Source organism: Shewanella sp. SG44-6 (assembly GCF_014164185.1).
Lineage (GTDB): Bacteria > Pseudomonadota > Gammaproteobacteria > Enterobacterales > Shewanellaceae > Shewanella > Shewanella vesiculosa.
Genome location: NZ_JACJER010000001.1, coordinates 1 through 12902 on the forward strand (window position 1 = coordinate 1; position 12902 = coordinate 12902).

10 protein-coding genes are annotated in these 12902 nt (G+C 42.7%); 8 read left to right on the plus strand and 2 right to left on the minus strand.

The window, feature by feature from the left end; all coding sequences use genetic code 11:
• Window positions 1–673: 673 nt before the first annotated feature.
• Entirely contained in the window at window positions 674–1792 is a 1119-nt protein-coding gene (locus H5185_RS00005; RefSeq protein ID WP_259396127.1) for a GNAT family N-acetyltransferase/peptidase C39 family protein, read from the minus strand.
• A gap of 50 nt (window positions 1793–1842) precedes the next feature.
• Between H5185_RS00005 and H5185_RS00010 the strand changes: the two genes are divergently transcribed.
• The gene (locus H5185_RS00010; protein ID WP_124016257.1) at window positions 1843–3294 is read left to right on the plus strand and encodes a RimK family protein; all 1452 of its coding nucleotides are present in this window, start codon (window positions 1843–1845) and stop codon (window positions 3292–3294) included.
• An 87-nt stretch (window positions 3295–3381) separates the two neighbouring features.
• Here the strand turns inward: H5185_RS00010 and H5185_RS00015 are convergent, their stop codons facing one another.
• Window positions 3382–4272 (minus strand): GGDEF domain-containing protein, encoded by an 891-nt coding sequence (locus H5185_RS00015; protein WP_182741009.1) that lies wholly within the window; start codon window positions 4270–4272, stop codon window positions 3382–3384.
• Window positions 4273–4434: 162 nt separating this feature from the next.
• Between H5185_RS00015 and H5185_RS00020 the strand changes: the two genes are divergently transcribed.
• From H5185_RS00020 to H5185_RS00050, 7 genes are all read left to right on the plus strand, one after another.
• Complete coding sequence (locus H5185_RS00020) at window positions 4435–6387, plus strand: monovalent cation:proton antiporter family protein (protein ID WP_124016255.1); 1953 nt, start codon at window positions 4435–4437, stop codon at window positions 6385–6387.
• Window positions 6388–6611: 224 nt separating this feature from the next.
• On the plus strand, window positions 6612–7148 hold the full coding sequence (locus H5185_RS00025) for a sigma-70 family RNA polymerase sigma factor (protein ID WP_124016254.1): 537 nt from the start codon (window positions 6612–6614) through the stop codon (window positions 7146–7148).
• Window positions 7145–7858 carry an anti-sigma factor domain-containing protein gene (locus H5185_RS00030; RefSeq protein ID WP_182741010.1) on the plus strand — a complete coding sequence of 238 codons (714 nt, stop codon included), beginning with the start codon at window positions 7145–7147 and terminating at the stop codon, window positions 7856–7858. Before H5185_RS00025 ends, H5185_RS00030 begins: the two co-directional genes overlap by 4 nt.
• 459 nt (window positions 7859–8317) lie before the next feature.
• Entirely contained in the window at window positions 8318–9904 is a 1587-nt protein-coding gene (locus H5185_RS00035) for a DUF4331 domain-containing protein (protein ID WP_182721912.1), read from the plus strand.
• Window positions 9905–9914: 10 nt separating this feature from the next.
• Window positions 9915–10457: a cadherin-like domain-containing protein gene (locus tag H5185_RS00040; RefSeq protein ID WP_259396128.1), complete on the plus strand. Its 543-nt coding sequence runs from the start codon at window positions 9915–9917 to the stop codon at window positions 10455–10457.
• 141 nt (window positions 10458–10598) lie between these two features.
• Complete coding sequence (locus tag H5185_RS00045) at window positions 10599–11747, plus strand: lipopolysaccharide assembly protein LapB (protein ID WP_182741011.1); 1149 nt, start codon at window positions 10599–10601, stop codon at window positions 11745–11747.
• 10 nt (window positions 11748–11757) lie between these two features.
• Window positions 11758–12882, plus strand: a complete 1125-nt coding sequence (locus H5185_RS00050) for a HupE/UreJ family protein (protein ID WP_310741650.1) — start codon at window positions 11758–11760, stop codon at window positions 12880–12882.
• Window positions 12883–12902: the final 20 nt, after the last annotated feature.

Sequence of the window (12902 nt, forward strand, 5' to 3'; positions counted from 1 at the left end):
ATACCACAGTAGTATGGATGTGAGTTATTATAAAATCTCATTGAGCTTTCTCCTGTTGGTTTAGTCACCTTAAGCATACCGCTGATGCGGCTTGCTAGGGAGGAGGCTCAATGAGTATCAAGTCATTCAAAAGGACAAAAAACAGTTGGCTTTTGCTCCTTCGTCGCTAATTTTAGCCAACAATTTTAGTCCGCTTAATGCGGCGTTAATCCATAGAAATTTTAATCCTAAACTTACGAATTAGATTTGGAAACCTAGCTCGTTTCTGTCCAAAAACGAGTTAGTTTTTTATGAAAATGCCTAAATTCAACTCTGAACTTGAGGCCGTTGAAGACTCCTTACAAAAGAATACGTGAGTTAGCCAAGGATGGCGAGCTAGCTTTCGAGGGGAAGGGATGTACCATCGGAAGCGTTAGCATTTTCACTCTTTATTGTAAGATGGGCCGAAGCAGGTTGCAAACGAAGTCAAAAGCTAGAGCTATTTCCGTCGCAATTTTTTCGCTGCTGTTGTTTGGTTAAAAAGCGAAAATGTTGCCGGAACGGCAGGGGTGCTCCAAGAGGGGATTGCTGTTGATCCCCCTTTTGGCCCCTGCAGGGTGGAACCTTGCGATTTCAATTCAAACGAAGTTTGCAAAGCCAGTTGTGCCCGCTGGCCATAAAAAGCTTAACCATCTTAAGCCAAAGATGACTTCACCACTAAACAAGAAACCTGTTTCTGCTTCCCATATTGCATCACTTGCGCCAGCTCCGATTGGCTAATCGGTACATACGCCGCGTTAATCGCATCCTTTTGTGCTTCAACAAATGGGTCGTGAATAAACATAAACTGTTCGTTGTAACCACTTAATACCACCCAATGAGGGCCTTTTTCGCCATTAAATCGATAGGTGCTGATCATTAATAACACAGCATAACCGCTGTCAATCCAATGTCGAAGTTGAGTCAGGCTGGGTGATGCATTGTGGATCTGAATTCCTTGTGAGGCTAATTGCTGACAAAAATCGTCATGCACTATAGTAATGACGGCTTTTTTATTGCTGCCACGAACGCTATCAATAAAGGGGACTGACGTTGACTGGCTGTACATCTCAATCTGTAATCCGCGCTTTATGGCTGCTAAAGCTAAACCATGCACACTGCAACCACCATGACCGCTGGTCATAAAAATAGTGGTGGCTTCGCGCCAAATACTCAACTCATCAACTCGGCTCGGATTATAGTGCGTTTTTACCGCACTCATGGCCATCATTAAGCAAGCGGCGCCACACGTAAAGGGTGTGGTTTGCACATACAAAGGCATCTTGATGACTTTGCTTGGCCCTGGCGGGTCTAAGCGTTTGTGCATGCGCACGCCATCAGCTAAATCGTCGTAATAATGCACTAAGGTTTTGAGTACTTTATAACCCATTTTTAAATAAAGATTTTTGGCCGCGATGTTGTCGTTTCGCACTTCTAGGCGTAATGTAATGAAGCCGCGCTCGACCACGGTATGTTCACATTGTGTGACCAGTTCAAAGGCAATGTTGCGACCTCTAAACTCGCTCGCAACAGCAATAGAGTATAGCCTTGCTAGACGTGTGCCACGATGAAATAGCACCAATGCATAACCTGCAAGGGTGCCGTCTATGTCGGCGACCAATAAGCTGTCCAGTGGCGAGTTTATAAAGCGTTTCATCTGCCGAGAGCTGATTTTATCACCACTAAAGGCATTGGATTCGATTTGGTTAAGCTGGGATAAATCGCTGGGAATAGCTTGACGAAGCAGCATGAGTTGGCTCGAGTTGGCAAACATGATAGTGACTTAATTTACGCGCTAAACCGCACAAGAGGCAATCGATATTTATGGCTCATTTTTTAATTGTCACCGACGATGTTAATGATTGGCGTCCCTATTTACCCAGTGACCATATGGTCACAGTGCATGATTATTTAGAAATGGGGGCGTTTTCCGAGCAAAGTGCCATGCAAGTGATTAACTTGTGTCGCAGTTATGATTATTTAAGCACTGGTTATTACTGTTCGTTAATGGCTGAAGCACGCGGTCACCGGGTGATCCCGCGTGTGATGACCATTAATGATTTATCTCAGGACCGTTTTTTTAGTTTACCTCAAGCTGGTTTAGATAAGCTGCCTGATACCGTGACTGAAATATCCATGAAGCTGTATTTTGGCTATTGTGATAATCCGTCGCTTGACAAGCTTGCTCGCAAAATTTTTGAACGTTTTACTGTGCCGGTATTGCAAGTGAGTTTGTTAAAAATGTCAGGAAAGTGGCAGGTTGGTTCCATTGAGCCTGCGGCTTTTCAAGACTTAACCGAATCAGAACAAGATTTATTTGCTAAGTATTTAGAGGTATTTTCACAAAAAGTATGGCGTTTACCTAAACCATCGAAACGCTATCGATATGAAATTGCCATGCTGGTGAATGAGCATGAGAAAATGCCACCATCAGATAAAGCGGCGCTGAAGTTATTTACTAAGTCGGCTAATCGTATCGGCATGGATTTAGTCCAAATTGGTTCTCACGATTTGGCGCGGTTAAGTGAGTTTGATGGCTTGTTTATTCGCTCTACCACTAATATCAGCAACTTTACTTATCGATTTGCGAAAGCGGCAGAGCAACTTGGCTTGGTGGTAATGGATGACCCTGAATCCATTATGAAGTGCACTAACAAGGTGTTTTTGACCGAGCTATTAAACAAACATAAAGTGCCAGTGCCTAAAAGTGTCATCTTTAAAGCCTCGGATAAAAACTGGGCCGATAATGTAATTAATACCATAGGATTACCGATTGTACTTAAAGTACCCGATGGGGCATTTTCCCTTGGGGTTGTTAAGGTGAACGACCGTGAAACCTTACTTGAACAAGCTGCGATTATCTTCGAGCACAGTGCGTTAATTTTAGCGCAAGCGTTTATGCCTACCGATTATGATTGGCGCATTGGCGTGCTAAATCGCCAACCTATTTATGCCTGTCGTTACTTTATGAGTCGTGGTCACTGGCAGATTTATCAACATCATCAAAGCGGCCGTGTCAGTAGTGGTGATTTTGACTGTATCGATTTAAAAATGGTGCCGCAAAATATTGTTGATGCGGCGGTTAAAGCATCAAACTTAATTGGCGCTGGTTTGTATGGTGTCGATTTAAAAGAAATTGACGGTAAGGCTTATGTCATTGAAGTGAATGACAATCCGAGTATTGACCATGGCGTAGAAGATTTGTTTTTAGGGGATTTAGTTTACGACAGGGTGATGACTGAATTTTTAAGACGTATTCAGCTTCGCGGAATGTAATCACGATAGCGTAGGCCATGGCAAAAAAGACCTGTTAAGGTCTTTTTTGGTTAATTAGTTGTGTACTGTATTACGCATTTTACGGCGTTATATTATGCTGTTTTCACAGACCCGAAAACAATTACGCCCGGCTGCTTTTGCTGCATACATGGCTTTATCCGCTCGCTCATATAAGTTTTCTGCTTGTTGCTGTGGTAATGATTGCGCAATGCCTAAACTGCATTGAATATTATATTCGGTCAGTTCAGAATGTTTTGGCATCATATCAATAATACGTTGGCAAATAATTGCCGCTGCATCTGCATTTCCTTGAGTAATAATCACAAACTCATCACCACCAATTCTGAAAGCTTGGTCCGTATTACGGATCGCTTCACTAATTAATGCTGCAAACCCTACTAAAACGTAATCACCGGCTTTATGGCCGTGTACGTCATTGAGTTGTTTAAACTTATCCAAATCTAATACCACTAATGATACCTGACCTTGTTTGCGATTCGCTCGGGCTAATGCAATATCAAGAGCTTGACGATAATAATATCGATTACCTAAGTTAGTTAGCGCATCAAACATGGCTTGATTAGACATTGCTTGATATTTTAATGCATTATTAAACGGTTGAATGAGCATGTTTTCAAGCCGTTGTAGTAATTTCTTCTGCGCCGAGTTGAGTGGCACAGACAACTGATAAGTGATAGCAAAGCTGTCATTGTTATCGTTAATAGTATGTTTTAATTCAATACCGTAATGACGTCCCCAAACAAATTTTTGTTTATCTAGGGTCAACTGCAGTCCTTTAATCGGCAAATGTTGTCCTAGGACTTTGCCAAAACAGGCAAAAACTGTCCGAGGATCTAAACTTCCATGTAGTTGTTGAATTACTTGAACAAGGTCTAGATCAGACTCTCGATTCAAGTAAGCGTCTGAACGGTACCAGTAATCATCAGGATAGAACTCTGTTGCTAGCGCGAAATCCATAGTATTTACTCCAGTACGTTACAACTAATTGTCAATTTATTAGCAAAAAGCGTGCCTATGAAAATTTTTCTATAGTTATTAGTTGCTTGTTGTTTTACTGTAGTATTTAGAAAACGTTTTATTTCCCTTTCGACACTTTTTTGACGAGGAGCCAAAGCCATAATGGAACACAGCATTTTTATCCATATTTTGTCGATGCTTGTGATTGCGATTGTGGCGATTGCATTATTACGCCGTCTCGGCTTACCTGCCATTTTAGCTTATCTACTCACTGGGGTGGTCAGCGGTCCCAGTGGTTTCCATTGGTTTACCCAGTTACAAATGCAGTCTGTGGCTGAGTTAGGTGTCGTGCTATTGATGTTCACTTTAGGGCTGGAGTTTTCTGTGCCTAGATTGTGGGCCATGCGTCGCACAGTGTTTGGCTTGGGCAGCGCCCAAATGTTGATAACGGCTTTTGTGGCTGGCGGCATCGCCATGTTGGTTGGCCAGGATTTAGTGGCCGCAATAGTGATTGGTTCAGCCATTGCCTTGTCGTCAACGGCCATTGTATTAAAGTTGCTAAACGAACAAAACTGGTTAAGGCGCAGGCACGGCGAATTATCCGTCAGTGTGTTGTTATTTCAAGACTTAGCCGTAGTGCCGTTATTGATTTTAATGCCGCTGTTAGCCAAAGGCGATGTGGAAATGAGCTTCAACAGTATTATGTGGGAATTGCTCACTGGTATTTTGGCTTTTGTCGGCTTAATGTCATTTGGTAAGTGGATACTGCCACGTATTTTCGATGAAGTGGCTCGCTCACGCTCAAATGAGTTATTTGTATTATCGACCTTAGTTGTGGCCTTAGTGACGGGCGCGTTTACTCAATGGCTTGGACTGTCAATGGCATTAGGGGCGTTTATTGCGGGTATGCTACTGGGCGAAAGTCAGTACCGACGTCAGTTAGAGGCTGATATTAGGCCGTTTCGTGATTTATTAATGGGCCTGTTTTTTATCTCAATCGGCATGCTACTGGATTTCAATCTGGTGATGCAATATTGGTGGCAAGTGCTGTTAATTTTAGTCGCAGTGGTACTGACTAAAATTTTGATCGTGCATGGTTTACTCAAGCTTGTAGGCGAAAATACGAAGGTATCACTCAGTACGGCAATCAGTTTAGGTCAAGTGGGTGAATTTAGTTTTGTGTTATTGGCATTGGCGGTGAATTATCAATTGCTCAATAACGAAGTCAGCACAGTATTAGTTGCTGTGGCAGTGATCTCTATGTCTATGGCACCTTGGTTGATCCGCCATAGCCTTGATATTGCTAAAAAGGTTAGCGGTAACAAGTTAGCAGCTAAATCTGAGCCTATTGAGGTTGTTTTACCTCATTCTGATGAAAGTGACGTGGTGCTTATTTTAGGTTATGGCCGAGTAGGGCAAACAATAGCGCGCTTTTTGAAAAAAGAAGCCGTGCCATACATGGTACTCGATTTAGACCCCACCCGCGTGTCAGAGGCCAGAGCGGCGGGCGAGAACATTCATTTTGGTGATGCTTGCAGAATGGCACTGTTAAAGAAGATGGGCATCCGCGATGCCAGTTTAGTGGTGGTGACATTTTGTGAACCACGCCAGTCAGAAGAGTGTTTAGCCGTAGCACGTAAGCTTGCTCCCGATGTAAAAATACTCGTGCGTACTCGCGATGATGCTAACTTGCATGAACTTAAAGAAGCTGGCGCAACCCAAGTGATTCCTGAATCCCTTGAAGGCAGTTTGATGCTGGTTTCGCAAGTCTTGTTTAAATGTGGAGTACCATTAGCGCGTATTATTAAGCGTTTAGAATCAGAGCGACGTAACCATTACCAATATTTACACGGTTTTTTTTCGGGCACCGAAACTGATTTCACTCTGGATTTACTCCATGCAGTATCACTGGCGTCAAGAGCCAGTGCTGTGGGGAAAACCGTTGCTGATATTCCATGGCAAGCATTGGACGTGGAGCTTAGAGCTGTGCGTCGTAAAGGGGAGGAGATTAATCCTCCGCCACCAGAGTGGGTGTTAAGGCGTAATGATATTTTAATGCTGGTGGGTAAACCGCGCAGTATCGAAAAAGCTGAAGAGTACTTGCTGCAGGGATAGTGGTTCCCTGTTTGCATCACTTTTCTGGAGTATAACTCTTCTATTTCATCAATTTTCCTAATCATAGGATCCGTATATTAAAGGGCGCTGAGCGTTTTTTTATCAAACTTGCATCCAATTAGCAGGCTGTAACGTATACACTCTGAAGGGCTTTTTTTATTCTATATATGCAGTAACAGCCCGTATTAACGAAATCGAATCATTACCGGGAAGCGTGGCATATTATGGATCAAGACACATTACTTAACTTATTGAGTGCCAGTGCGGATGGAGATAAACAAGCTTTTGCTGATTTATACCAGTCGACTAGCAGTCAATTATTTGCGGTTAGTTTGAAAATGCTCGGTCGACGGGAGCTGGCTGAAGAGGTGCTGCAAGAAGCCTACGTAAAAATTTGGCATAACGCGACCGAGTATCAACATGGCAAGGGGTCGGTACTCACTTGGATGATCAGCATAGTGCGTTACCGAGCACTAGACATGCTGCGTTATCAAAAAGTCAGAAAAGAAGATCCGCTTGAAGAGGGCCAAGAAGCGATTTTTGATGAGCCCAGCAATGACGACGGTCCGCAAGTGCATAAAAATCAACTCGATCAATGCATGAGCGAGCTTGAACCGCAGCAAAAACAAGCGATTCATTTAGCGTACTACAATGGTTTATCGCATCATGAAGTGGTTGGGCACCTAGACTTACCTTTGGGCACGATTAAGAGTTGGATCCGCCGTGGTTTACAGCAATTACAGAGGTGTTTATCGTTATGAATTATCATGATCCTCAATTGAAAGAAGCCTTGGCTGCAGAATATGTGCTGGGCACATTGCGCGGCCAAGCTAGACGTCGGTTTCAAAAATTAATGATGCAAATACCTAGCCTGCGTGAAAGCACTTGGTTATGGGAGCAACATTTGCATGGTATGAACCAGTTATTACCTCCGGTAAAACCTGATGATCGTGTGTGGCAAAATATTCGTCATACGCTGGGTTTTGTTGATAATTTGAGCCACACTCCAGCACCAGAGACACCCAATGTCGTGCCTTTAACAACTCGCCATCGCGTCTGGAAAGGCCTGGCCTCCATGGCCACAGCCGCAGCCATTATTATGGCGGTTATCCTGGTGAATAACCAACCTGTGCCCGTCGCGGCGCCGCAACAAGTTGCCGTTGTGCAAAGTGCGCAAGCTAAAGCATTATGGCTTATTGAAGTCACGGCCAATACTATTGAAGTTCGCTCTACCAGTAACCTAAAACCTTTACCGAACAAAGATTATGAGTTGTGGATGGTGGCGAAAGGTGTTGAAAACCCCATCTCATTGGGCTTGTTACCTAAATCGGGTAAGCTGAGTTTAGCTAAAAATAGTCAGTTTGATGATGTCGATATTGTTGCTTTGGCGGTCAGTTTAGAGCCTTTAAACGGTTCACCGAATGGCATGCCTACTGAAGTGTTGTATACCGCAGAGCTGGCAATTTTATAATCCATTGATGGATCTGTGAATACGGTATAACAATGATGTGTAAATGCTTATTCACGCAACAATAAGCTGAAGCATAAATCGAGACGGCCAAAGGAGATATCCTTGGCCGTTTTTTTATGGGGAAAGATTTTATTATCGCGAAATTATCACTAAATTATCACTCTAGCAGGAATTGATCATGACGAACCGTGACGGGGTGAATGTACTCAGGTTTACTGAGTATCAAGCTGCAGTATTGATGCAAAATCGATAAGGTTTCAGATGATTATCAACAAATATTCAAAAATCATCAAAAATAATTCAAATTAAGCACAGGTTTATAATCTTTATAATTCAGCGCCTTAGTGTTAATTTATTTTTATTTTAAAATTAATGCAACAATAATGGCTAAATTCTGCATCCAAAATGGAACCTGAGCCGTTTACTTACATGACTCTACTACACAACAAGGAAATGGTCATGAAAGTACTAAAAATATCCCTAATCGCCAGTATGGTATGCAGCACTTTGTTAGGCGCTAATGCATTTGCCTCAAGTCATCGAGAAGCACCGAATATCACGCGTTTTCCGACATTAGATTCTACCGATTTTTATGCATTTAACAGTTATGAAGCAGGACGTGAAGACTACGTCACTCTTATCGCTAACTATATTCCATTGCAAGACGCCTACGGCGGACCTAACTATTATGCGATGGATCCTGCTGCGGTATACAGCATTCATATCGATAACGACGGCGATGCAGTAGAAGATTTAACCTTTCAATTTAACTTTACCAATGAGCTTGCCAATAATAATCAAGGTATTGCGTTAACGGTTGGTCCAGCTGGAAATCAACGCAGTGTGTCAGTCCCACTTAAAAATATTGGTGGCATTACAGCAGCAGATCAAAGTGCGGCAAACTTTAGCGAGTCGTATCAGTTAACACTTGTTAAAGGACCACAAAATAGCGGTAGTGCAACAGTGTTGAGCAATACTGCTGGCGGGATGTTCCATAAACCTCTGGATTATATTGGTAATAAAAGTTTCGGTGATAGCAGCGCTTATGCAAGCTATGCTGGACAATTTATTTACGAATTTAACCTCGACGGTTGTGCCAGCCCTGGTAAGGTGTTTGTCGGTCAACGTAAAGACCCTTTCGTGGTTAACTTAGGCAAAACTTTTGACTTAGTTAACTATGTACCAGTGGAAGGTGATAGTGCTCCGGGTGCTGGTGATCAAGGCGGTTTTCCAGGTGGTATTACCCAATCAGCCGATAATGATGACTTAATGGATAAAAATGTTACAGCCATTTCAATTGAAGTGCCAAAGACATGTTTAACCACTCAAGGTAACGGCACTATCGGTGCATGGACTACCGCCAGTTTACCGCAAGCGCGTATTTTAAATCCAAATGCAAAAGTAGGCAAAACTGAAGTTAACGGTGGGGCATTAACTCAAGTCTCTCGTCTAGGTAATCCGCTGGTGAACGAGTTAGTGATTGGCCTAAAAGACAAAGACACCTTTTCGACTTCACAGCCTAAAGATGATACTCAGTTTGCTGATTATGTCACCCACCCAAGCTTACCAGAATTGCTCAATATTTTGTTTAAAGACGCAGTTAATCAAACTTTAGGCACAAATATTGAGACATTAGCACCAACCAATTTCCCTCGTAATGATCTCGTTACTGCATTTCTAACAGGCTTTGCCGGTGTTAACCAACTTGAAACGGTGACGCCATCAGAAATGTTGCGTCTTAATACCGGTATTCCAGCAAAACCTCGCGATATGCAGTCCGCTTTTGGTGTTGCAGGCGATGATTTAGCTGGTTTCCCTAATGGTCGTCGTCCTGGTGATGATGTCGTTGATATTGCCCTGCGCGTGGTCATGGGACGTTTATGTTACCCGATCCCAGTTAATGGAACAGATACTGATTTAGGCCTTTGTACTAGTGATGATGCCAGTGTTGGTACTGTGCCATTTACAGATGGCGCACCGGTTGATGCGACTATGATGATGGATCACTTCCCCTATTTAGCGACGCCACTTTCTGGCTCAAAATAAGGAACATAAGATGAATACTTCTATTCAATATGCTACTCGCCAGCTTATTAACGCTATGGCTAAGCCAGTGGTATTAGTCAGTGTGATCAGCGCAGGATTATTAGCTGGGTGTAACTCAGATGATGATCCGATGGCAATGGTTAAAAACAGTGCGCCTATGGTAAGTGGTTTGATGCTGTCTACTGTGACTGAAACTGCGGTAACCGATCAAGTAGCTGCCACCGACAAGGACGGCGATACCCTGACGTTTACACTAGTGAATGAGCCCACGCTGGGATCTCTGAGCTTAATGGCAAATGGTGAGTTTACCTATACACCGGCAAATGAAGTCACTGGCATGGACAGTTTTACCTTGGCTGTGAGCGATGGCGTAAATGATCCTGTTACTGCGCTGGTAAGCATTACTATTGATGCTGAGCAAGTGATGTTTTCAAGCTTAAGTCGTCAGGCATTTTCACAACCAAGCCAAGCAGCACCTTTGCGTGTTAATGGCCGTGTGGTTGACAACGATGTATCAACGACTGATTTTTACGATGACTTATTACTCGACTAAGAGTGCGTTTGCTATTAGCTCAGGTAACAATATAAATAGGACAATATACCCTGCTATTGCAGCGATTAATCATCTTATTAACAGGGGGTTAGTGGTGCATTACAGGGTATAAATGACCAAGGATGGCATTTTGGAGGCGTTATGCAAGTGACAACAGGGCGGTTAACACAAATGATAAAGTACCGGCACTCTATGGTTAATATGAGCATGTTTGTCAGCCTATGCTTATTGTTAATCGGTAATAGCCTTGCGGCGCCCTATACACCTAAGGATAACAACGAAGTTGTTGCAACTTGGAAGGTGTTTAATGATACCGATCAACAGATGAGTTTAGATGACATCAGTGATTTTATTGAACAAGGACAATATCCTGGTGAGGCGGATTACCGTTATGGCCGCGCAAAAGCTTGGTTACAAACCAAGATGGCTAATGCCAGTCCCAATGCGCAAACCTATTACTTATATGCTCGGGTATTACAACATCAGCATCAATTCGATCGGGCATTAAAAGCGTTAGATCGCGCTATTGAATTAAAGCCAACAGCGGTTAACAGTTGGTTATTAAAAGCCAATATTCATCTGGTACAGGGGGATATTGTTGCAGCAAGACAAGCGTGTTTAACGTTAATCGGTAAAGCCGATATTTTATTGATTTCTACCTGTGCTCTAGAGGTCGCTAGCCAAAATGGCAAACTGGCCGAAAGCTATCAAGAATTGGCTCGTTTGTATCGCTTGTATCAGCCGGCGAATGAACCAGAAAAAACTTGGCTTGTACAAATTCTTGCAGATATGGCATTAAAGCAAGATTTAGCAGAAGCAGCATTAGGCTATTTAGATCAGGCGAACATGGATAATGCGCCAGTCAGTTTATTAGCCTTATGGTCAGATGTGCAGATGTCACTTAATCAGCATCAAGTCGTGTACGACAAACTGTCTAACGTCATTGATCAACATCCTGTGCAGGATGATGCATTACTGTTGCGCCTTGCCATAGCGGAAAAATACCTTGGCAATACTGTAAAATGGCAATGGGCTTTTGCCCAACGCGTGACACTGCGCGAGCAAAGACATGATAGCTTGCATGCATCCGATTTAGCACAATATTACTTAAAGGTTGATGTACAGCCCAAAAAAGCACTTTACTGGGCTAAAATAAACTGGCAGGTAGCACGTCAAACTAATGACAGAATGCTATTAGAGCAAGCTAAGGCATTGTTCAGTCAGGCTAAAAATGATAAAAAGTCAGTACAAGCTAGTGGCAATCTTACTGTCGATAATTTAGCAGGCTAAGGATAAATCAGTGAAAGCATTAACAGGATTTTTTTCGATGATAAAAGGCGGTTTATTATTGCTACTGTTGCTGTTCAGTCATGTCAGTTTTGGCCATCAAATGAGCACCAGTTATTTGGCTGTTAACTTGGATAAGCAAGGGCAAGTTGACGGGACTTGGCAAGTGCGCCTTTTCGATATCAACCAAATCGTTTCTATTGATGACAATCAAGATGGCCAACTTACTTGGGCAGAGTTACAAGCTCATCAAGTGGCGGTGATGGATTATTTACGCGCATCATTAATGATCAGTAGGCAACAAGATTGTCCGCTCAGTTTCAATCCAATCCAGCAAATTGATCAGCATTTTAGTGAAGGGTATTTGGTTAGTTCATTTAACGCTGCCTGCGATAGCTCTGGTCCGTTATCGATAAATTATAATGCTTTTTTTAATATCGACTCCGATCATAAAGCTATCACGACAATTATCACGTCCGATCATCAATATGCTCGTGTGATCAGCAATGATAACCGCATAATATTGATTAACTTAGGTGAAAGTCAGGTCAGTGACACATTTACTGAATATGTGTATCAAGGGATTATTCATATTTGGAAGGGCACTGACCATGTTCTATTTCTGCTGGCGTTATTATTAACCTGCGTATTAGTGCGTGAGCAGAGAAAATGGAATCCGATAGACAATCCTAAGCAAATATTTAAAGACACAGCATGGATTATTACCGCGTTTACACTTGCGCATTCTGTGACATTAACGGCCACAGCATTAGGGATACTCAATTTTAGTAGCCATTGGGTTGAGCTGGGTATTGCATTATCGGTATTGTTTGCCGCATTAAATAATGTTTGGCCGATTGTGTTGCGATTAGGCTGGATTACCTTTGCATTTGGCTTATTGCACGGTATGGGGTTCGCGGGAGTATTAGCTGAACTTGGACTGCCAGAAAATCAAAAACTATTAGCGATTTTAGCTTTTAATGTCGGCGTTGAAATTGGCCAACTGGCGATTCTAGCTCTAGTGCTGCCGTTATTAATCTTTTTACGCCACACAAACTGGTATCGAAACTGGGGCATGCAGCTTGGATCTATCGCGATTGGCTTGATGGCGATTCAGTGGTCGGTAGAGCGTTTCTAATATTGATTTAATAAACAAGT